The 20,201-nt window shown below is 61.1% G+C and carries 19 protein-coding genes and 1 tRNA gene; 7 read left to right on the top strand and 13 right to left on the bottom strand.

Features of this window, described 5'->3' with window-relative positions; all coding sequences use genetic code 11:
- The first annotated feature begins 151 nt into the window (after positions 1–151).
- Positions 152–847 (top strand): orotate phosphoribosyltransferase, encoded by a 696-nt coding sequence (locus G6K99_RS01760; RefSeq protein WP_062453965.1) that lies wholly within the window; start codon positions 152–154, stop codon positions 845–847.
- 91 nt (positions 848–938) lie between these two features.
- Positions 939–1,865: a carbohydrate kinase gene (locus tag G6K99_RS01765; RefSeq protein WP_174195539.1), complete on the top strand. Its 927-nt coding sequence runs from the start codon at positions 939–941 to the stop codon at positions 1,863–1,865.
- A gap of 63 nt (positions 1,866–1,928) precedes the next feature.
- Here the strand turns inward: G6K99_RS01765 and G6K99_RS01770 are convergent, their stop codons facing one another.
- From G6K99_RS01770 to G6K99_RS01785, 4 genes are all read right to left on the bottom strand, one after another.
- Positions 1,929–2,093: a DUF3096 domain-containing protein gene (locus G6K99_RS01770; RefSeq protein WP_082471821.1), complete on the bottom strand. Its 165-nt coding sequence runs from the start codon at positions 2,091–2,093 to the stop codon at positions 1,929–1,931.
- A gap of 176 nt (positions 2,094–2,269) precedes the next feature.
- Entirely contained in the window at positions 2,270–3,886 is a 1,617-nt protein-coding gene (gene pgi / locus G6K99_RS01775) for a glucose-6-phosphate isomerase (RefSeq protein WP_174195540.1), read from the bottom strand.
- A gap of 101 nt (positions 3,887–3,987) precedes the next feature.
- Positions 3,988–5,241, bottom strand: coding sequence for an alpha/beta hydrolase (locus G6K99_RS01780; protein ID WP_062578927.1), 1,254 nt, complete (start codon positions 5,239–5,241; stop codon positions 3,988–3,990).
- Between the two features lie 135 nt (positions 5,242–5,376).
- On the bottom strand, positions 5,377–7,074 hold the full coding sequence (locus tag G6K99_RS01785) for a long-chain-fatty-acid--CoA ligase (protein WP_174195541.1): 1,698 nt from the start codon (positions 7,072–7,074) through the stop codon (positions 5,377–5,379).
- Positions 7,075–7,336: 262 nt separating this feature from the next.
- Here G6K99_RS01785 and G6K99_RS01790 point away from each other — a divergent pair, with 262 nt between their 5' ends.
- On the top strand, positions 7,337–7,729 hold the full coding sequence (locus tag G6K99_RS01790; RefSeq protein ID WP_062453961.1) for a PRC-barrel domain-containing protein: 393 nt from the start codon (positions 7,337–7,339) through the stop codon (positions 7,727–7,729).
- 63 nt (positions 7,730–7,792) lie between these two features.
- Here the strand turns inward: G6K99_RS01790 and G6K99_RS01795 are convergent, their stop codons facing one another.
- A complete protein-coding gene (locus tag G6K99_RS01795) occupies positions 7,793–8,590 on the bottom strand; it encodes a GNAT family N-acetyltransferase (RefSeq protein WP_174195542.1) in 798 nt (265 codons plus the stop codon).
- Positions 8,591–8,667: 77 nt separating this feature from the next.
- A complete protein-coding gene (locus G6K99_RS01800; protein ID WP_062454905.1) occupies positions 8,668–9,618 on the bottom strand; it encodes a D-2-hydroxyacid dehydrogenase in 951 nt (316 codons plus the stop codon).
- Positions 9,619–9,703: 85 nt separating this feature from the next.
- Between G6K99_RS01800 and G6K99_RS01805 the strand changes: the two genes are divergently transcribed.
- Together G6K99_RS01805 and G6K99_RS01810 are read left to right on the top strand one after the other, a co-directional pair.
- Complete coding sequence (locus tag G6K99_RS01805) at positions 9,704–10,816, top strand: NAD(P)/FAD-dependent oxidoreductase (RefSeq protein ID WP_180215414.1); 1,113 nt, start codon at positions 9,704–9,706, stop codon at positions 10,814–10,816.
- Between the two features lie 115 nt (positions 10,817–10,931).
- The gene (locus tag G6K99_RS01810) at positions 10,932–11,186 is read left to right on the top strand and encodes a DUF6074 family protein (protein ID WP_062453958.1); all 255 of its coding nucleotides are present in this window, start codon (positions 10,932–10,934) and stop codon (positions 11,184–11,186) included.
- A 172-nt stretch (positions 11,187–11,358) separates the two neighbouring features.
- Here G6K99_RS01810 and G6K99_RS01815 read toward each other — a convergent pair whose 3' ends face one another.
- From G6K99_RS01815 to G6K99_RS01835, 5 genes are all read right to left on the bottom strand, one after another.
- The gene (locus G6K99_RS01815) at positions 11,359–12,276 is read right to left on the bottom strand and encodes an SMP-30/gluconolactonase/LRE family protein (RefSeq protein ID WP_174195544.1); all 918 of its coding nucleotides are present in this window, start codon (positions 12,274–12,276) and stop codon (positions 11,359–11,361) included.
- A gap of 40 nt (positions 12,277–12,316) precedes the next feature.
- Positions 12,317–13,264 (bottom strand): ABC transporter permease, encoded by a 948-nt coding sequence (locus G6K99_RS01820; protein ID WP_174195545.1) that lies wholly within the window; start codon positions 13,262–13,264, stop codon positions 12,317–12,319.
- Positions 13,261–14,202, bottom strand: a complete 942-nt coding sequence (locus G6K99_RS01825) for an ABC transporter permease (RefSeq protein ID WP_174195546.1) — start codon at positions 14,200–14,202, stop codon at positions 13,261–13,263. The genes G6K99_RS01820 and G6K99_RS01825 overlap by 4 nt, the downstream gene beginning before the upstream one ends.
- Positions 14,199–15,677, bottom strand: a complete 1,479-nt coding sequence (locus G6K99_RS01830) for an ATP-binding cassette domain-containing protein (protein WP_174195547.1) — start codon at positions 15,675–15,677, stop codon at positions 14,199–14,201. Before G6K99_RS01830 ends, G6K99_RS01825 begins: the two co-directional genes overlap by 4 nt.
- An 87-nt stretch (positions 15,678–15,764) precedes the next feature.
- The gene (locus tag G6K99_RS01835; RefSeq protein WP_174195548.1) at positions 15,765–16,772 is read right to left on the bottom strand and encodes a substrate-binding domain-containing protein; all 1,008 of its coding nucleotides are present in this window, start codon (positions 16,770–16,772) and stop codon (positions 15,765–15,767) included.
- 239 nt (positions 16,773–17,011) lie between these two features.
- On the opposite strand from G6K99_RS01835, the gene G6K99_RS01840 reads away from it, so the two are divergent.
- Positions 17,012–18,244 carry a sensor histidine kinase gene (locus G6K99_RS01840; protein WP_174195549.1) on the top strand — a complete coding sequence of 411 codons (1,233 nt, stop codon included), beginning with the start codon at positions 17,012–17,014 and terminating at the stop codon, positions 18,242–18,244.
- A 2-nt stretch (positions 18,245–18,246) separates the two neighbouring features.
- Entirely contained in the window at positions 18,247–18,972 is a 726-nt protein-coding gene (locus G6K99_RS01845) for a response regulator transcription factor (protein ID WP_174196020.1), read from the top strand.
- A gap of 30 nt (positions 18,973–19,002) precedes the next feature.
- Here G6K99_RS01845 and G6K99_RS01850 read toward each other — a convergent pair.
- Both G6K99_RS01850 and G6K99_RS01855 read right to left on the bottom strand, forming a co-directional pair.
- Positions 19,003–19,078: transfer RNA gene (locus tag G6K99_RS01850), tRNA-Thr, on the bottom strand.
- Between the two features lie 116 nt (positions 19,079–19,194).
- The gene (locus tag G6K99_RS01855) at positions 19,195–20,151 is read right to left on the bottom strand and encodes a nitronate monooxygenase family protein (protein WP_174195550.1); all 957 of its coding nucleotides are present in this window, start codon (positions 20,149–20,151) and stop codon (positions 19,195–19,197) included.
- Positions 20,152–20,201 lie beyond the last annotated feature (50 nt).

Consider the following 20,201-nt stretch of genomic DNA (forward strand, 5'->3'; position numbering starts at 1 on the left):
AATTCAGTAAATCGTACCCGCCTTGCGCTGGCGCGGTCTCCCGCTTGCTGATATTGCGGCGCGTGGTTTCTAGATGCAGTTCCGACGAGAATGTCATGCGGCCTTTCCGCAGGGACTTGCGACACGATGAATCGAGCAAAGGAGCGGGCGCATGATTCAGACCACATTTCCGGACCGTAGCGTTATGGCCGAACTCATGGCCAAGATGCTGTGGGAAATCGGTGCGGTGCATTTCAATGCCGAAAAGCACTACAAGTTTGCCTCAGGCATGATGAGCCCGGTCTATATCGATTGCCGCAAGCTGCTGTCCTACCCGCGCATCCGCTCCACCATCATGGATTTCGCCGTGTCGACGCTTCTGCGTGACGCCGGCTTTGAAAAGTTCGATTGCATCGCAGGCGGCGAGACAGCCGGTATTCCATTCGCAGCCCTCCTGGCAGATCGCCTGGCGCTGCCGATGATCTATGTGCGCAAGCAGCCCAAGGGCCATGGCCGCAACGCCCAGATCGAGGGTAACCTGCCCGAAGGTTCACGCGTCCTCGTGATCGAGGATCTGACCACGGCCGGCGGTTCGATGTTCAAGTTCATCGATGCCATCCGGGCTGCAGGCGGCGTCGTCGATCATGGCATGGCCCTGTTCTACTACGGTATCTTCGACGAGGGCGCGCTGCGTTTTGCCGATGGCAAGGTGCAGTTCCACCACATTGCCACATGGCGCAACGTGCTTTCGGTCGCCCGCGACCAGAAGCTGTTCGACGAGAACACGCTGTCGGAAGTCGAGGCATTTCTGGATGCCCCGCTGGCATGGTCGGCCCGCAACGGCGGCATCAGCGAACTGCCCCGCTAAGCATTCGCGGAACGCGAGCTTTTGCTCTGGTCAACGGACAAAAGCTCGCTTATTCCTGTCGAAAACAGGCAAATTCCTTGGGAGGAAATCCATGATCCTGTGCTGCGGCGAAGCTCTTATCGACATGCTTCCGCGTGAAACCACGCTTGGCGAAAAGGGCTTTGCGCCCTATGCCGGTGGCGCCATTTTCAATACGGCCATCGCGCTCGGGCGCCTCGGCGTGGACACGGGCTTCTTCACAGGCCTTGCCGACGACATGATGGGCGATGTGCTGCGCGAGACGCTGCGCGGCAGCAATGTCGATTTCAGCTACTGTGCCATCACCGCCCGCCCGTCCACCATTGCCTTCGTCAAGCTGGTGGATGGCCATGCCACCTACGCCTTCTATGACGAGGGCACGGCCGGCCGCATGATCACCGAGGCCGACCTGCCAGCGATCGGCGACGATTGCGAAGCCCTGCATTTCGGCGCGATCAGCCTCATCCCGGAACCCTGTGGCTCGACCTACGAAGCGCTGATGGCCCGCGAGCAGGGCAAGCGCGTCATCTCTCTCGATCCGAACATCCGTCCCGGCTTTATCAAGGACAAGGCCTCGCATCTCGCCCGCATCAACCGCATGGCGGCGATGTCTGATATCGTCAAGTTCTCCGACGAGGACCTCGCTTGGTTCGGCCTTGAAGGCGATGAGGACACGCTTGCCCGCCACTGGCTGCATCACGGCGCAAAGCTCGTCGTCGTGACCCGCGGCGCCGATGGTGCAGTCGGCTACACCGCCAATCACAAGGTGACCGTGCCGAGCGAGAAGGTGACGGTGGTCGATACGGTCGGTGCCGGTGATACGTTCGACGCCGGTGTGCTGGCATCCCTGAAAATGCAGAACCTCCTTACCAAGCCGCAGATCGCAAGCCTGTCGGAGGATCAGATCGCGGCCCTTCTGGCACTCGGCGCCAAGGCTGCGGCAGTCACCGTCTCGCGGGCAGGGGCAAACCCGCCGTTCGCGAAAGAGATCGGGCTCTGAGAAGGACCTTGTCGCCTGCCGACTGTCCTCGTTGATGAACGAAGCAGCGGCAGGACTTCAGGCTTAATTTGGCATCGGGATGTTTTGCATCACATTGGGCCAAAGGCCAGTAACGCCGATGAAGATCAGATAGAGCGCCACCACGTAATTCAGAATGCGCGGCATCAGAAGGATGACAATCCCCGCGATGAGCGCGACGAGCGGCTGTATGAAGACGATCGATTGCATTGTCTTGGCTCCTGGTCAGACTTTGGGCGTTTCGCCTGCAACGGCAAAAATGTCCGCGCCTTCACAAACTCGGTGAGGAGCTATTGGTTGCTCGGATCGCCAATCACGACGAGTCCGGCATGCGCTTCCGTGGTATCAAGGATGAGCCGGGCGAACCCGGCTCATCCTAAGGCGTCTCAGCCAATCAATGCCTTCACGAGACCTTGCGTCGAGCCGTCCTGATCGTCAGCGGCGGCCTTGCCCTGCACGACGGGCAAAAGACCTGTCGCCAGTTCCTTACCTAGCTCCACGCCCCACTGGTCGAAGGAATTGATGCGGAACAGCACGCCTTCGACAAAGACCCGGTGCTCGTAGAGCGCAATCAGCCGGCCGAGCGCAAACGGCGTCAGCTTCTCGTACACGAAGGTGATCGACGGGCGGTTGCCGGTGAACACCCGATGCGGCGCAATGTGGCTGGCCTTCGCCTCGTCCATGCCGGCCTTTGCCAGCTGCGCCTTGGCCTCATCCAGTGTCCGGCCTTTCATCAGGGCCGCCGACTGCGCCAGGCAATTGGCGATCAATAGATCGTGCTGATGGCGAAGCTCCGGCTCGAAGCCTGTCTTTGCGATCATGAACTCGGTCGGGATGACGCTCGTGCCCTGGTGGATCAGCTGGTAGAAGGCATGCTGGCCGTTGGTGCCGGGCTCGCCCCAGACGACCGGGCCGGAATTGCCCTCAACCGGCGTGCCGTCGATCGTCACGCCCTTGCCGTTTGATTCCATGTCGAGCTGCTGCAGATAGGCCGGAAAGCGCATGAGCCGCTGGTCATAAGGCAGGATCGCGCGGGTCGGGTAATCCAGCACGTTGCGGTGATAAAAGCCGATCAGGCCAAGCAGCATCGGCAGGTTCTGCGCAGTCGGCGCCGTGCGGAAATGGGTATCCATCGCATGGGCGCCATCGAGAAAGTTGCCGAAGTTTTCAGGACCGACGGCAAGCATCAGCGGCAGGCCGATCGCCGACCAGATCGAATAGCGACCGCCGACCCAGTCCCAGAAGCCGAACACCCGGTCCTGGTCGATGCCGAAGGCCGCGACCTTGTCGAGCGCCGTCGACACCGCGCAGAAGTGGTGCTTCACCGCATCGTCGCCCAGCTTGTCGGCGATAAACTTGCGGGCCGTGGCGGCATTGGTCATCGTCTCGATCGTCGTGAAGGTTTTCGACGCGACGATAAACAGTGTCGTTTCGGCCTCGAGATGCTTCAGCGTGTCGGCGATATGGGCGCCATCGACATTGGAAACGAAATGCGCGCGCGGGCCGTCGTGGAAAGGCGCAAGTGCCAGCGTTGCCATGACCGGGCCGAGATCGGAGCCACCGATACCGATATTGACGACGTCGGTGATCGCCTTGCCCGTTGCACCCTTCAGGCTGCCGGAGCGGATGCCGTCGGCGAATTTGCCCATCGCCGCAAGCACGGCGTTGACATCAGGCATCACGTCCTTGCCATCGACCATCACCGGAGCGTTGGAACGGTTGCGCAAGGCAGTGTGAAGAACGGCACGGTCTTCCGTGAAGTTGATGGCGACGCCCGAAAACATCTCGTCGCGCTTTTTCGCAACACCGGCAGCTTCGGCCAGCGTCTCGAACAAAGCCAGGATGTCGTCGTTCACCGCGGTCTTGGAATAATCCATGGTGAGGTCGTCGAAGCTGACGCTGAATTTCCCGAACCGGCCGGGATCAGCAGCAAAAGCCGCGCGGATATCCGTGGCATTTGTCTTCTCGGCAGTGGATTTCAGCTCGTTGACGATGGTCTGCATGGACGTTCCTCGCATTCGGATGGATGCGTGGGAACCTATTCGCTTTCGCGTTCAAATCAAGCGCTGCGCGCGATGTTCGCTGCGTGCCTGGACTTCTGGCCTTACGGAACGATGGCACTTTCGGCCGTGTTGCCGATGGCGCGGCCGAAGCGATCCACCTGTTCGGCGTAGTTGCGCCGCGTGCGCGGGTCGAAGATCGATATCGGTGTTGAGACGGCAACGCTTGCCGCACTGCCGACCGTCTGCGCCGTGCCGAGTGCTACGGCACCCAGACGCTCGCCAAGTCCGACATCGCTGTCGGTCACTTCCTGGCCGGCGATCAGCCGGTTGCCGATCAGCTTCACGACATCTGGGCTTGAGGCGAACTTGCCGTGGTTGAGCGGATCGTTCCCCTTCAGCGCCGTCAGATCGAGCACGGTAATACCGGCCTTCTCGAATTCGGTACGATAGGGTTCGACGGTCGGATCCACCTGCCCGAGCCGATCGATATTGCCCGAAATCCGTCGCGACAGATTGAGCGCACGGTCATCGCGCGAAACGAACAACGTGAATTTCGGATGCTTGGGACCAAGCGCCGAGAACTGGTTGGTGAACACGTCGACATCGAGATCCGGCGAGGCAAGGATGACGTTGGTGATCTTCGGTGCCACGCGACCGTCGCGGATCGCCATCTGGCGCAGCGCCTCGACTGTCAGCCATGAACCCATCGAATGCGCCATGATCGTCACTTCGCTGACTTGGGAATCCTTGGAAAGCCGGCTCAGCATGTCTTCCAGCGCGTCGCGGGAATAGTTGGTGCTTTCCTTGTCGTAGTTATAGGCAAAGATGCTGCCGCGCGAAGGCCATGTGAAGAGGACCGGTGCCACATCGGTTCCGCTGTCGTGGACGATCTGGGCGAACCGGTAGACGGCGTCGTCGTAGCGGTTGTTGAACCCGTGCACGAACACCATTACCCGTCGGCTTTTCGGCAGGTTGCCGCGCAGCCACTCACTGGCGCGCTGCGGCGAGAGCGGCGTGACCGAAAGCGTCGCAAATTCCTTGGTCGGATCCGCCACGATCTTTTTCGGCCACTGGACCTCGCCGATCTTGCGGACGGAATCGGGGGGTATCGAGACGCTGATTTCGGTCACGCTCGGGGTCTTGTCGCGCTCTCCGGAAAACAGCACGCCCGGCGTCTCGGAGGGTCGGCGGGTGGTGGCGACGAGAACGTCTACCTTGGATATGCCCTTGGTTTCCGCAGCCCCTGCCGCGGCTGGAACGAGCACGCCTTCAGGCCGCCCGGCGCAGCCCGAAAGAGCGGCTGCCAAGAGCGCAGCAATGACGATGCAACGAAAGGGTCCAGCGCTTTTATCCAAGCGAACTCCACATGCCAAAAAGTTAATTATCCTTAACGGCTAACGGAGCAGGCGTCCAAGGTCCACCTCAAACGGGTGATCTCTCGTCGGACGGGGGCAGTTGGGCAGCGCTTGTCGCAGCAGCGCAACGAATGGCTATTGCCGAAGCTCGCGCCGCAGAATTTTTCCGACATTCGTTTTCGGCAGCGCGTCGCGGAACTCGATAAAGCGAGGGCGCTTGTAGTTTGTCAGGTTGGCAATGCAGTGCGCCTTGATATTGGCCTCGGTCAGTTCCGGATCCCGGCGCACGACGAACACCTTGACCGCCTCGCCGGAATGCTCGTCCTTGACACCGACTGCCGCGCATTCCAGCACGCCCGGATGGCTCGCCACGACTTCCTCAACCTCGTTCGGATAGACGTTGAAGCCGGAGACAAGGATCATGTCCTTCTTGCGATCGACGATCTTGATATAGCCGGCAGCGTCCATGTAGCCCATGTCGCCGGTTCGGAAAAAGCCGTCCGGGGTCATCGCCTTCTCCGTCTCGTCCGGCCGGTTCCAGTATCCGGCCATCACCTGCGGGCCGTGGATGCAGATTTCGCCGACGCCGCCGAGTTCGACCTCCAGCCCGTCATCGTCGCGGATCGAGATGTCGGTAGACGAGATCGGCAAGCCGATCATGCCGGTGAATCCCTGGACATCCATCCGGTTGGCGGTGGCGACCGGCGACGTCTCGGACAGGCCGTAGCCTTCGGTGATCGGGCAACCGGTCATCTCAAGCCAGCGCTCGGCGACCGGCCGCTGCACCGACATTCCGCCGCCGAAGACGAGAAGCAGCGCCGAAAAGTCCAGCTTCTGGAAATCGGCATTGTTCATCAGCGCATTAAACAGCGTGTTGAGCCCGGGGAAGACGTGGATCTTGTATTTCTGCAAATCCTTGACGAAGGCCGGGATATCGCGCGGATTGGCAATCAGGATATTGTGGCTGCCGGTCGCAACCCCCATCAGCGAATTCACCGTCAGCGCGAAAATGTGGTAGAGGGGTAGCGCGCACAGGAACTGCAATTGCGGCGGACGCGGCTTTGTCAGGAAGGCGGTGTCCAGCCACAAGCCCATCTGCGATGCGTTGGACAGAAGATTGGCGTGAGTCAGGATCGCGCCCTTGGAAACACCCGTCGTGCCGCCGGTATATTGCAGAAACGCGATGTCCTGAGGTCCCACATCCTGCGGCGTCAGGGTTTGGCCCGATCCTTCGGAGAGCACCTGCTTGAAGCTTGTGGCCGAGGGTAACGACCAGTTTGGAACGAGCTTCTTGACCTTTCGCACGACGAGATTGACGATATGGCCCTTGAGGCCCAGCATGTCGCCCATCGTTGCTACGACCACATGCTTCACATCGGTGCCAGCAAGCGACTGTTCTACCGTATGGGCGAAGTTTTCCAGTACGAAGAGCGCCTTGGCACCCGAATCCTCCAGCTGGTATTGCAGCTCGCGCGGTGTGTAGAGCGGGTTGACGTTGACGACCGTATAGCCTGCCCGAAGGATGCCGTAGACAACGACAGGGTTCTGCAGGATGTTCGGCAGCATCACCGCCACCCGGTCTCCCTTTTGCAAGCCCGTCGATTGCAGCCAAGCGCCGATCTTGCGGCTCTCGGCTTCAAGCTCGCGAAAGGTGATGGCCTTACCCATGCTCGAAAAGGCCGGGCGATCGGCATAACGGGCGCAGCTATTTTCGAAGAGAGCGCCGAGCGAAGCATGTGCCAGGGGTGGGATTTCGGGGGGAACGCCGGGCGGGTAGCTGGCAAGCCAGATCTTTTCCCTCGCTGTGGCGGGCTGCTTGGACAATTCGCTCATCTGCGTCTCCTCCCATATCGATCTGCGCGCATCAGGCGCAGCTGGCTGGCGGCTTCCTCCTCCGCCGGCCATTGTCGATGATTATGCCATGCGTCAGCCCCAACAGACCAGCGCAACCTATCGTGAATTGCTATCTAACTTTGACGTAAGCGTCAACGTGCCGAGACTTGATACTCGACAAGCTTTTGGCCGCAAAGTGCGGAACCTCCGCGGCCGCAAGCCGTTTTTCAACCATAGCGACACGACAAAAAGGAGTTGCGTTATGATGCATCATGAACCGCGTGCGGGGCAGGACCCCTATGTCAAGGATACCGTTTCGCTGATTGCCAGCGACAAGGTCGAAGGCACCGCAGTTTACGGCGCCGATGGCAAGCGGATCGGCTCGATTGCGCGAATTCTGCTGGAGAAAAAGGGTGGCCGCGTTGCCTACGCCGTCCTGAGCTTCGGTGGCTTCCTTGGCATTGGTGACGATTACTATCCGCTGCCGTGGGAAAAGCTTCACTACGACGAGGAGCTGGACGGTTACCGGATCGATCTCACCAAGGATCAGATCTCCGGCGCGCCGCGCTACAAGGATATTGACGACGACAGCTTCTACAGCGCCAAGGACAAGTCGGTCTACGACTACTACGGCGTCCCGCCCTACTGGATGTAGTCGCTTCAACATTGATTTTGATCGGAAGGCCTCGCCGTGTGCGGGGCCTTTTTGCGTTTCCGATCAATCCAGTTTCAAGACCATCTCGGACTGCGTCAGCCGGCTGCGTCGCCATCCGATGCGGCGCATGAAGGGATCAAGCAACCCGGCTGCAATATTTTCCGCCGTATATAGCCTGCGAGCGAGATAGCGCGCCGCGAGGCCGTCGGCCAACGCGCGGCCGAGACCCTTGCGCCGTTCCGCCGGATCGACCGCGAAACCATAGATCCGCACGTCATCCTTCGTATCATCAAGCAAAGCGACAGCCTTCGTCCCGATCGAAAAACTTCTCAGCGGTGACCCGGGATGGCGAAAACAGTTCGGATCGGTCTGCCACGTCGGGTTTGCATCCGCAAACCGGGACAGCATCGCGGCCGCTTCCATATATTCGCATTCGGCCGCGGGCGGAACCTCCGGCACCGGTCGTGTCCGGCTGCGGCTGAAGCCGACCTGCTTGCGGGACATCTCGAAGCCGAGAGACCGATAGAGATCGCGAGCACGGATATTGGAATCGATGACTTCGAGGATAAGCTCCGCATCGCCCCGTGCCCTTGCAGCGGCAATCGCATCCGTCATGACGCGGGTCCCGAGGCCCTGACCGCGGATCGTCGGGCCGATGCCGAGCGCACTGACGCGCGACCGTTTCCCCCGTCGCGCAATCAGCAGGGTCCCGGCGGGCTTGTCACCGTCGAAAAACACTTCGCTTGCTTCAGGGTCGACATCTTCACGCGCCATGCGCAAAGAGAACGCCTCAGGCGAAATCGTGAATTTCACCACATAGCCGCGAAATCCTTCGGTGAAGGCGGCGGCTGCATCCTCCATCGTTGTTTCCGCAAGGCTCCGACGCGTGACGGCTTCCGTTCGCTGCATTGATCAAGACCTCCACCCACCGACACTGTCTACAGAACGTTGGAGGGTGCGCCTTTCTCGAAATTCTCCACATGGTCGATGACCTGTGCCCAGAGCGATTGCATCGCCTCGTCGCTTGCCCAGGCGACATGCGGCGTGACGATCACGTTCGGCCGGTCGAGAACGGCAAGCAGCGGATTGTCCGGTGCCGGAGGCTCCTTCGTCAGCACGTCGAAGCCCGCCCCGCCGATCAAGCCCTCGTTCAGTGCCGTCACCAGGTCGGCCTCGTTCACCAGCCCGCCGCGCGCCGTGTTGATGACCAGCGGCTTGCGCTTCATCCGCCGGAATTCCGCGATGCCGATCATATCGCGGGTCTCGGGCGTCAGCGGCATATGAAACGTGATGATATCGGCGCGCTCGAGCACCTCGTTGAACGCCGTATAGCCCGGCGCAACCTCCGTCGATCCCTTGCGAGCGGCAAAGAGCGGGGTCATGCCCAGCGCTTCGCCGATCCGTGCCACGGATTTGCCCAGCGTCCCGCCGCCGAAAATGCCGAGCGTCGAGCCGGCAAGATCCTTGATCGGATGGTTGAAGAAACAGAACTGGTTCGCCCTCTGCCATTCGCCATCGATCACGTCCTGCCGGAAGCCGATGATCGAGCGGCGCAGCGCAAAGATCAGCGCGAATGTATGCTCCGGAACCGTGTTGACCGCATAACCGCGCACGTTCGAAACGACGATGTCGCGCTCCTTTGCCGCTGCCAGATCGATCACGTCATAACCTGTGGCGGCGACCGCAATCATCTTCAGCCGCGATGCCTGCGCGATCGAGGCGGCACGCACCGGCGCCTTGTTGGTGATGACGATATCGGCATCGGCGATGCGCGCTGCGACCTGATCTTCCGGCGTCTTACCGTATTCGATCCACTCATGCGCAAACCCCGGCCTTGTGATCGTTACCGAAGGGCCGATCGTGTCGCGATCCAGGAATACGATCTTCAGCACTGGCTTTCCTCCTCTGGCCTCACCGGATTTCTCGTATAACATCCGTCATGCCGCGTGGAAGGCGGAAACTGCGAGAGTGGGCATGGCGGAAATACTGGAGCTCGATTGCGTCGTCATCGGCGGCGGTGTGGTGGGGCTGGCAATCGCGCGGCGCCTCGCAATGTCTGGCCGCGAGGTGATCGTGCTGGAGGCCGAATCACTGACCGGCAGCATTACCTCCGCCCGCAACAGCGAAGTCATCCATGCCGGACTCTATTACGCGACAGGCAGTCTCAAGGCATCACTTTCAGTCGCCGGCAAACACAGTCTCTACCAATACTGCGAGGAGCGCGGCATTCTCCACCGTCGCTGCGGCAAGCTCGTCGTTGCTTCCAACGAGACAGAGGTCGCCTATCTCGACAAGCTGCTGAAGCAGGCGTGGGCGAATGGCGTCGAGGATTGCCGGCTGATCGACGGTGCGGAACTGGCCGCCATGGAGCCTGATATCCGCGGCTTCAAGGCGCTGCTTTCTCCCTCGACCGGCATCATCGACAGCCACCGGCTGATGGAAGCCTATATCGCCGATATCGAGAACAACGGCGGCAGCATCGTCCTCAGCTCTCCGGTTCTGAGCGGCGCGCTGCTCGACGGCGCAATACGCCTGTCGGTCGGTGGAGCCGATCCGGTTGATGTCGAAGCAAAGCTGGTCGTCAATGCTGCAGGCCTCGGCGCGTGGGGCATTTCCGCCGGTCTCGAAGGTCTCGACCCCGCGACCATTCCCGAACGCCATTATGCCAAGGGATCCTATTTCTCGCTGTCCGCACGCGCGCCGGCGCAACGGCTGATCTATCCGGTGCCGGAACCCGGCGGGCTCGGCGTGCATCTGACGCTGGACATGGCCGGTCAGGCACGGTTCGGCCCTGACGTCGAATGGGTGGAGAGGGTCGACTATGACGTCGATCCCGATCGATCGCAGAAGTTCTATTCTGCCATCCGCCGTTACTGGCCGGGCCTTGCCGATGGCACGCTTGTTCCCGCCTATTCCGGCATCCGCCCCAAGGTCGTCGGTCCCAAGGGAGGCGGCGGGGGAGATTTCTTCATTCAGGGACCGAAGCAGACGGGTCACCCGGGGTATGCGGCGCTCTACGGAATAGAGTCGCCAGGGCTGACATCGTCGATGGCAATCGCCGAATATCTAGAAAAACTAATATATTAACGATTTCGCGAGGTTTGGGAACGCATCTCTGCGAGCCTCGTTCAGCTTTTGTGAAGGAGTAAAGCTCATTGTTTCGCTCAGTACGGGCGATTCGCCCGGTATTTACGGAGTTGAAATGACGCTCTTACAGTTCCCGGCCGATCGACGCACTGGTGATGTCAGACGATGTGCTGAAACCCTGAGTGATCTTCATGGCCACGCCGCCAACCAGTTCTGGAGAACGGAAATGGCGGAATTTGCACGGTCCATGCGCCAGCGCGGCGCTGACGACCAGGAAATCTCAAGGCAGGCCGCACTGTTCATGCATGCCGTCCAGATGGAACTGCAGATGATGTTTGCAGAACAGGATGCGGACGTATCGGCTGGCTGATTTTTCGCGGAGCGCGTGACTGGTATCGCGTGACGCGTGAATGACGGGAGGACCGCCTACGGCGGGTAGCCAATCCTCCCGAATGACGCTCCTTGGCGGTGAGCGACGGGTTGTTGAATAATAACCGAAGCTTGCCTCACCATGGATTGCGTTTTGCTAATTTTACACTTGCTCAGCTAACGCCGGCGCCCGTTGTTGCAAGGAAGATCGCATAGAGCGATTTCGTTGCCGTGATGAATAACTGGTTGCGCCGCGGGCCGCCGAAGGTGAGGTTCGCCGCCGTCTGCGGCAGCAGGATTTTTCCCAAAAGCTTGCCGTCCGAACCGAAGCAATGCACCCCGTCTCCGGCGCTCGTCCAGACATTTCCGTCGACATCGACGCGGAACCCGTCCGCCAGACCGTTGTCGATATCGCAAAATACCCGGCTGTTTTTGAGCTGCCTGCCGTCCACGACATCGAAGGCGCGGATATGACGCGGCGCGGACGGGTCATGGCTCGACGATGAGTCGGCCACATAGAGGATCTTTTCGTCCGGCGAGAAGGCGAGCCCGTTGGGCTGGCCGAAATCGGTCACCACGGCATCGATCTCGCCGGTTTGCGGATCCAGCCGATAGACGTTGCGGGTCGCCTGTTCAGGCTCGGCGCGAAAACCCTCGTAATCCGATTTGATGCCATAGGTCGGGTCGGTGAACCAGACGCTGCCATCCGAGCGTACCACCACGTCGTTGGGCGAATTCAGCCGCTTGCCCTCGTAGCTGTCGGCAAGCACGGTGATCGAGCCGTCGATCTCGGTGCGGGTGACGCGTCGACCACCATGCTCGCAGGAGACAAGCCGCCCCTGCCGGTCGCGTGTATTGCCGTTGGCGAAATTGGAGGGCGTGCGAAACACCGAAACGCCGCCGTCCTTCACCCAGCGCAGCATCCGCTGGTTGGGAATGTCGCTCCAGATCAGGCATTGCAGATCGGAAAACCACACAGGCCCCTCCGCCCAGCGGCAGTCCGAATAGAGTTCCTCCAGGCCTGAACTCGGGACGATCAGGTGCCGGAAGCGGTCGTCGTGGATTTCGTAAGGTGAAGATGTCTGCGACATGGCATTGCGTCCGGTTGAAACTGTCTGAAGTGTTTGAAGATTATCGGCCGGATTGCCGACCGCCGGCGAGAAGAATGACGGCGATGATGATCGTACCGGTGAGGATCAGGCGCACACCGGCGCCGAAGCCGTAGGTGTTGAGCATCGACACGACCAGGAACATGAACAGCGAGGCGCCCCAGATGCCCGGTATGTTCGAATTTCCTCCCGCCACCGCCGTGCCGCCGATGACCACGACGGCAATCGACATCAGCAGGTATTCCGAGCCCATGTTGAGCGCAGCACCGCCGGAAAAGCTCGCCAGCAGATAACCGCAGACGGAGGCGAGAACCGCGCACAGCATATAGGTGACAAGCCGCGTGCCATCGACGGGAATACCGGTCATCCGGGCCGCAAACGTGCTCTGGCCGATCGCCGAGATCCAGCGCCCGTAGATCGACTTTTCGAGAAGCACCCATGCGACTGCTGAGAGGACCAACGCCACGAGCGCCACGTTGGGAATGCCGAACAGACCGGATGTGGCAAATTCCGCCAGCGTTTCCGGCGGCTTGATGCGCAGGCCGCGATTGCTCCAGATCGCCACCGACTGCACGATGAAACTCATCGACAGCGTCGCGATGATCGGCGGAATGCGCAAGAGCTTGATCAGGATGTAATTGCCCAGCCCGACGACGAGACCGATGCCAACAGAGGCGAGCAGTCCAACGACGATCATGCCGTCCTGTACGTCCATCAGCTTCAGGGCAAGCGTGCCTGATAGCGTCATCGTCGCCGGCACGGACAGATCGATATTGCCCGGCCCAAGCGTAATCACGAACATCTGGCCGATGCCGACGATGACGGAAAAGGCGGCAAAGGTCAGCGCTGCCTGCGACAGGCCGAACGAGCTTGCCCCGCCGGTAAAGAGAACGGTGATGATCCAGACGACGGCAGTCGCTGCAAACGACCAGATCCACGGCTTGGCGACGAGAAGACGTTGCATGGTCATTGGCTCTTCTCCCGCTTTTCGAGACGGTTGAGGGCAAGGCGAAGGGCAAGCACGACGATCAGGATCGCCCCTTGCGCGCCGATCTGCCAGTCCGGCGAAATCCGCATGAAGGACAGGAAAGACCCGGCAAGCGTCAGCGTCAGCGCCCCGATGACGGCCCCGATCGGCGACACCTTGCCGCCGACGAACTCGCCGCCACCAAGGATGACGCCCGCGATCGACAACAGCGTGTAGCGCAGCGCGATATTGGCATCGGCAGAGGTGGTAAGCCCCACCAGCGCAATGCCGGCAAGCACGGCAAACAGCCCGGCCAGCGCGTAGGTTCCGGCACGGATGCCGATCACGGACCAGCCGGCCCGTTCGACCGAACGGTCGTTGCCGCCGACGCCGCGCATCAGAACCCCGAACGACGAGCGCATCACGAAATAATGGGTGACGGCGGCGATGAGGATGCTGGCAACGATCGCCATCGGCACGAGCGGCGGCTTGGCGGTCATGATCCATCGCGCAAAACCCGGTGCCGTACCGCCAGGCGAGGGGAGGATCAGCACCGCAAGCCCGCCCCAGACAAAACTCATCCCGAGCGTAACGACGATCGACGGCAGTTCGCGCAGATGGATGACGACGCCGATGACGGCATAGGTCGCGATCGCTCCGAGCAGGATCAGGATGCCGAGTGCCGGCGAGGTCTGCAAAAGCGTTGCGGCGACACAGGCGCAGAAGCTCACAAACGTGCCCATCGACAGGTCGAGGTCGTTGACGGACATGATCAGCATCTGGGCGATGGTCGCAAGCGCGATCGGCACCGCCAGATTGAACAGCAGGTTGAGGCCGTTATAGCTCATGGCGCGCGGCTGCATGTAGAAGACGGCCGCCAGCAGCAGCACCAGCGATGCGGCGGGAATGATCAGGCGAATGGTCCCGGATGAGATCTTCATGCCGCTTCTCCCTGCGCAAACGAGGCAGACAGCACGCTCTTCTCGCTGATCTCCTCTCCGACAAGTTCGGCGACTATCGCGCCCTCGCGAAACACATAGACCCGGTCGCAGAGGCGGATTTCGTCCATCTCGGTCGAGTACCAGATGAATGTCCGGCCGTTGGCGGCCTCCGATCTCAGGATCTCGTAGACTTCCTGCTTGGTGCCGATATCGACGCCGCGCATCGGATCGTCCATCAGTACGATGTCGGCGGTGGTGGCGAGAGCCCGCGCAAACAGAACCTTCTGCTGGTTGCCGCCGGAAAGCGACAGGATGCGATTGCCCATGTCAGGGGTGCGGATCTCGATCCGCTTCTTCCAGCCTTCGCCGAGCGCAGTCTCGCGGTCGCCATCGATCATCCGCTTCGATGACAGCTGGTCGAGCGAGGCGATCGAGAGGTTCTTGAGAATGCTCCAGAGCGGGAAAGTGCCGTTCAGGCTGCGGTCGCCGGCGACAAAGGCAATGTCGCGCTTTTTCGTCGGAAACCAGTTGCTGTTGCGCGCAAGGTAAAGATCGAGCAGCGCCTGCGTCTGGCCATGGCCGCCGAGCCCCGCAAGCCCGATCATCTCGCCGCGATAGGCTTCGAACGGCAGGGCTTTTCCCTGTCCATGCCCGCGCCCACGTCGCGCCGGCATCGAAAGCACCGGTGCGCCCGACTTCGCAACTGCTTTGCGCGACAGCTCCTGTTCACGCACCACATTGCCCATCGCCTCGACAAGGCTGCGGTTATTGAATTTTGAAGCGGCGCGGTCTGCCACCACGCGTCCATCCTTCATCACGACGATGCGGTTGGACGTGGTGAGGATTTCGCCGAGAATATGCGAGATCAACAGCACCGACCCGCCGCCGGACACGAACTTGCGGATATAGGCCATCAGCTGTGCGGCAAGTCCGGCATCGAGCGATGACGTCGGCTCATCCAGAATGACCAGTTTCGGCGGGGCCGAGATACCGGCAAAGCTGATGGCAATTTCCACCATCTGCCGTTCGGCGATCGAGAGGTCGTCGACCGTGCTGTCGCAATCGATCGCATGGCCGGGAAAGATGTCCTTCAGCTGGGCTTCGACCAGCGCAAGCGCCCGGCCGCGCCAGTTCCAGCCCTTCAGCTCTGCATGCATGATGCGGGCATTTTCGCCGACTGTCAGGTTCGGGCAGAGCGACAGTTCCTGAAACACGCAGCGCACGCCGTTGGCACGCGCAGCCGATATGCCGCGCACATCGTTGCCACTGTAGCTCAGTGTGCCTTCATGGGGAGACAAGCCGCCATTGATGACGTTGACGATGGTGGATTTGCCGGCACCGTTATGGCCGACCAGCCCGACGCATTCGCCCGCGTGGATCACGAGGTCGGCGCCATCAAGCGCCTTCACGGCTCCGAAGGTCACACGGATGCCGCGCGCGGCCACAACCTCTTGTCGGTTCAAGGTTTCGCTCATGCAGATCGCAGTCTGTTTGTCTGATGGGAAATCATGCCGGGTCGCGAGAGGTCGAAGCCCTCGCGGCCCGGCACGCGGGAGGCGACGCTACTTGGCGTCGATCACCTTTTGGGCGTCTGCCAGCGAATATTCGACATTCGCCACGCCACCCTTCTGGGTGGTCTTCAGGCTCTCTTCCAGACCGGCCTGGTCGATGCTGAGGAACGGCACGACGAGGTCTTTCTTGACCTCCTTGCCGTCGAGGATCTGCTGGGCGACCCAGAAGGCGAGCGTCGAAACGCCAGGCGCGATCGAGACCGACATGGTCTCGTAACCGTCCTTGTCCTTCTGCTGCTTCCACCAGACGAGTTCGTCTTCGCGGTTGCCCATCACGATCGTCGGCGTCGGGCGCTTGGCGGCGGCAAATGCCTGTGCCGCACCATACCCGTCGCCGCCCTGCGTCACCACGCCCACCACGTCCGGAAGGCTCGGCAGGATGCCGGCAACCGCACGCTGGGCCACGTCCTGTGCCCAGTCGCCGTTGACGGAGCCGACCACCTTGAACTGGCTGTGCTTGGCAACGCCTGCCTGGATGCCGGCATGGATCTGGTCATCGACGGAAACGCCGGCAAGGCCGCGGATTTCGAGAAGATTGCCGCCCTTCGGCAGCTTCTTCGCGAGAAAGTCGACCTGGCTCTCGCCCATCTTCTTGAAGTCAACCGCGATGCGCCATGCGCAGGGTTCGGTCACGATACCGTCGAAGGACACGACGGTGATGCCGGCGTCGCAGGCTTCCTTGACGGCGCCGTTGAGTGCGGTCGGCGACGCGGCATTGATGACGATCGCATCATAACCCTGCAGGATCATGTTCTGGATCTGGGCGGCCTGTTCGGTCGCCTGGTTTTCGGCCGTGGTAAACGGATCAGCAGCTGCGACCACGCCATTGGAAACGGCTTCCTTGGTGATTTTGTCCCAGCTCGTCAGCATCGCCTGTCGCCAGGAATTGCCGGCATAATTGTTGGAAAGCGCGATCTTCTTGGATGAGGTATCGGCAAGCGCCGGACCACACAGGCACGCGACGGCAACGGATGCCGCAAGCATCGTTCTGATATTCATGATTTCCTCCCAAAAGCTCCCTCTATATCCCCGGGCCGCTCCTCAACGGGTGTCCGGAGATAATGATTGCCCTGAGCCCCTTTTGCTCAGTAAATCGAGAATGGAGGAGTTTTCTAATGTTGTACAGGCGCATCCAAGCACGCTTTCTGCGGGCTTTCGCGCAAAGTCTGCGGGTTCCCGCAGGACGCAACCGAAAAGCTGGCGCTTAATGTCGCCAAGGACTGGGAGGAGGCCTGATCATGCTCAATCCGGCGCGCAACTCGCTGTTCGACCGCTATCTCGGCATTTCGAGATTGCTGGCCGGCCAGCTCGATTTCGATGCGATCATCAAGGCCGTGGGCGAGGAGATCAGCCATATCATCCCGCATGACCATCTCGATGTCTGCATCAAGATGCTGGATGGCAAATACCATATTGCCTATGAGAGCGGCCTTGATACCGCCTGGAGCAAGGAGCCGCCGGCACTTCTGACCGGCAGCCCCATCCGCACGCTGCTCGCCGGCGAGGTGGACTATCTTCTCTCGGGCAATGCCCTGACCGATCCGCGCTTTCATTTCGAGGGCGCCTTCGCGAGCCCCATCATCGAGCTGTCGCTCAAAAGCCGTCTCCATGTTCCGCTGAAAGCCCAGGGCGACGTGATCGGCGCGCTCAGCTGTTCAAGCCGGCAATACGACTGCTACACGATGGAGGATGTCGAGAACGCCCGCGCGGTGGCAGACCTGCTCGCCCCCTATTTCTTCGCGCTGCGGGCGGCCGAACAGGCCAAGCGCTCGGCCGTGATCCAGACCGAAGCCAGCGCCCGCGAGGAGGGCTTGCGGCTGGGCGCCCTGAAACTCACCGAGGCCCTGGAGGCGGAACGCCAGCGGATCGGCATGGATCTGCACGACCAGACGCTCGCCGATCTGACCCGGCTGACCCGCCGCATGGAGAAGCTGACCGGGGTTGCGAGCGTGCCGGGCGATGCGCTGGAACCGCTCTGCCGCGCCATGCAGCAATGCATGCATGATCTTCGCGAGATCATCGAGGAAGCCAAGCCAACCGTGCTGCAACTGTTCGGCGTCGCCGAGGCGATCGAGAACCATCTGGAGCGGTCGGTGCGCGAAAGCGGCCAGACGATCGCCTGGGAGATGACCGACGAGACCTGCGGCACGCTTCGCGATCTCGATCCGACGGTGGCGATCGCCCTGTTCCGGATCGTCCAGGAAGCGGTCAACAATGCCATCCGCCATGGCCAGGCGGAGCGGATCGACGTGGCACTGACCCAGTCGGGCAGGGCGCTTTCGATCGAGGTCAAGGACGACGGCTCCGGCATCGGCGCGCCTGAAAACCGCGCCGGCCACGGCATCGACAATATGAAAACCCGCGCGCGGCTGATCTCCGCAAGGTTCGAGATCACCAGCGCCAAAGATCGCGGCACGCTTGTGCGGCTGACCCTTCCGATACAGCCGAAGACGGGGGTGGAGATAGGATGATGATGGATGTCCTGATCATCGAGGACGACGCGCTTCACCGCTCCTATCTCCATGAGGCGGTGCGCGCAGCCCTTCCCGAGTGCCGCAGCGTTCTGGAGGCGGAAAACGGCCTCATCGGCGAAGCACAGGCGCGCTCCTCGCGCATCGAGCATGTGGTGATGGACCTGCAGATGAGCGAGCGCAACGGCATCGAAGCGGCGCGCACCATCTGGCGCGAACGTCCCGATACGAAAATCCTGTTCTGGTCGAACTATTCCGACGAGGCCTATGTGCGGGGCGTCTCGCGCATCGTGCCCGAGGGCGCGACCTACGGCTATGTCCTCAAATCCGCATCCGAAGACCGGTTGAAGCTGGCGCTGCGCAGCGTCTTCATGGAATCCCAATGCGTGATTGACCGCGAAGTGCGCGGCATCCAGCAGAAAAGCCTCGGCAATTCGCTCGGCCTCAGCGATGTCGAATACGAAATCCTCATCGACGTCGCGCTCGGCCTCACCGACAAGGCGATCGCCCACCGCAAGCACCTGTCGCTCCGCAGCGTCCAGAACCGTCTGCAGCAGCTCTACGAAAAACTCGATGTCTACGAATCATGCGGCCGCAACCACGAAGGCAGCGAAGGCTGGTTCAACCTCCGCATGCGCGCCGTCGCGGTCGCTCTCCAGCGCAAGGTCCTCAACACGAGCGCACTGGAACGCGCCGAACGGGATTTGCAGGCGATGGGGCGGATGTGATTGGGGGTATTCGAGGGGAGTTGGGAAAAATGGTGCCGCTTAGAGGACTCGAACCTCTGACCCCATCATTACGAATGATGTGCTCTACCACCTGAGCTAAAGCGGCCTACGCAGCGCAAGGTGTTGCCTGCTGCGAGTGAAGGCGCTGATACAGGCAATGGGGCGTGATTTCAAGCCGGTTTTCGATTGGCGTGAAATTTTCTCCATGCGGTCCATGGGCTGTCAGAGCGCTAGCCTTGTGCGGGCGTCTGCATATTCACGCTCCAGCCGTCCGACCAGATCTGCGACTGAGGTCACCGATTTGACGGCGCCGACGCCCTGGCCGGCGCCCCAGATGTCCTTCCAGGCCTTGGGGCCGCTCACAGCCGCGTCGAAATCCATCTTGGTCGGATCGGCGCTCGGAAGCGCATCCGGGTCGAGCCCCATCGCCGTCACCGAGCCCTTCAGGTAGTTGCCGTGGATGCCGGTGAAATAGTTGGAATAGACGATATCGGAAGCGGAGGATTCGACGATCATCTGCTTGTAGCCGTCGACCGCGCGTGCCTCGTGCGTGGCGATGAAGGGTGAGCCGATATAGGCCATGTCGGCCCCCATCGCCTGTGCCGCCAGAATGCCGCCGCCGGTGGCGATCGAGCCGGCGAGCAGGAGCGGGCCGTCGAACCACTCGCGGATCTCCTGAATAAGCGCGAAGGGAGAAAGCGTCCCCGCATGACCGCCGGCACCGGTTGCGACAGCAATCAGCCCATCGGCACCCTTGCGGATCGCGGACTTCGCATGCCGGTTGTTGATGACGTCATGCAGCACGATGCCGCCATAGGAATGCACTGCGGCATTCGCTTCCGGCACTGCGCCGAGCGAGGAGATGACGATCGGCACCTTGTATTTCACGCACATCGTCAGGTCGTGTTCCAGCCGCCTGTTGGACGTATGGACGATCTGGTTGACGGCGAACGGTGCGGCCGGCCTGTCGGGATTGGCCGTATTATAGGTGGCAAGATCCTCGGTCATCATGGCAAGCCATTCGTCCAGCTGGCTTTCCGGGCGAGCATTGAGGGCAGGGAAGGCGCCGATCACGCCGGCCTTGCACTGCGCCAAGGTCAGTGCCGGATGCGAGATGATGAACAGCGGCGACGCCACGACGGGAATTCGCAGTCCTTGTCTCAGCACGTCCGGAAGCATCGGCAATCTCCTTTTGGTTTACGTTTACGCACACGTAATATCGGTTTTAG

This window comes from Neorhizobium sp. AL 9.2.2 (genome assembly GCF_013317225.1).
GTDB lineage: Bacteria > Pseudomonadota > Alphaproteobacteria > Rhizobiales > Rhizobiaceae > Neorhizobium > Neorhizobium soli.

What these genes read in the sequence shown, in the direction of transcription:
- G6K99_RS01765 (WP_174195539.1), top strand. Translation starts at nt 939, where the DNA reads ATGATCCTGTGCTGCGGCGAAGCTCTTATCGACATGCTTCCGCGTGAA.
- G6K99_RS01760 (WP_062453965.1), top strand. Translation starts at nt 152, where the DNA reads ATGATTCAGACCACATTTCCGGACCGTAGCGTTATGGCCGAACTCATG.
- G6K99_RS01855 (WP_174195550.1), bottom strand. Translation starts at nt 20,151, where the DNA reads ATGCTTCCGGACGTGCTGAGACAAGGACTGCGAATTCCCGTCGTGGCG.
- G6K99_RS01790 (WP_062453961.1), top strand. Translation starts at nt 7,337, where the DNA reads ATGATGCATCATGAACCGCGTGCGGGGCAGGACCCCTATGTCAAGGAT.
- G6K99_RS01815 (WP_174195544.1), bottom strand. Translation starts at nt 12,276, where the DNA reads ATGTCGCAGACATCTTCACCTTACGAAATCCACGACGACCGCTTCCGG.
- G6K99_RS01810 (WP_062453958.1), top strand. Translation starts at nt 10,932, where the DNA reads ATGACGCTCTTACAGTTCCCGGCCGATCGACGCACTGGTGATGTCAGA.
- G6K99_RS01785 (WP_174195541.1), bottom strand. Translation starts at nt 7,074, where the DNA reads ATGAGCGAATTGTCCAAGCAGCCCGCCACAGCGAGGGAAAAGATCTGG.
- G6K99_RS01770 (WP_082471821.1), bottom strand. Translation starts at nt 2,093, where the DNA reads ATGCAATCGATCGTCTTCATACAGCCGCTCGTCGCGCTCATCGCGGGG.
- G6K99_RS01845 (WP_174196020.1), top strand. Translation starts at nt 18,247, where the DNA reads ATGGATGTCCTGATCATCGAGGACGACGCGCTTCACCGCTCCTATCTC.
- G6K99_RS01835 (WP_174195548.1), bottom strand. Translation starts at nt 16,772, where the DNA reads ATGAATATCAGAACGATGCTTGCGGCATCCGTTGCCGTCGCGTGCCTG.
- G6K99_RS01830 (WP_174195547.1), bottom strand. Translation starts at nt 15,677, where the DNA reads ATGAGCGAAACCTTGAACCGACAAGAGGTTGTGGCCGCGCGCGGCATC.
- G6K99_RS01840 (WP_174195549.1), top strand. Translation starts at nt 17,012, where the DNA reads ATGCTCAATCCGGCGCGCAACTCGCTGTTCGACCGCTATCTCGGCATT.
- G6K99_RS01805 (WP_180215414.1), top strand. Translation starts at nt 9,704, where the DNA reads ATGGCGGAAATACTGGAGCTCGATTGCGTCGTCATCGGCGGCGGTGTG.
- pgi (WP_174195540.1), bottom strand. Translation starts at nt 3,886, where the DNA reads ATGCAGACCATCGTCAACGAGCTGAAATCCACTGCCGAGAAGACAAAT.
- G6K99_RS01795 (WP_174195542.1), bottom strand. Translation starts at nt 8,590, where the DNA reads ATGGAGGATGCAGCCGCCGCCTTCACCGAAGGATTTCGCGGCTATGTG.
- G6K99_RS01825 (WP_174195546.1), bottom strand. Translation starts at nt 14,202, where the DNA reads ATGAAGATCTCATCCGGGACCATTCGCCTGATCATTCCCGCCGCATCG.
- G6K99_RS01820 (WP_174195545.1), bottom strand. Translation starts at nt 13,264, where the DNA reads ATGACCATGCAACGTCTTCTCGTCGCCAAGCCGTGGATCTGGTCGTTT.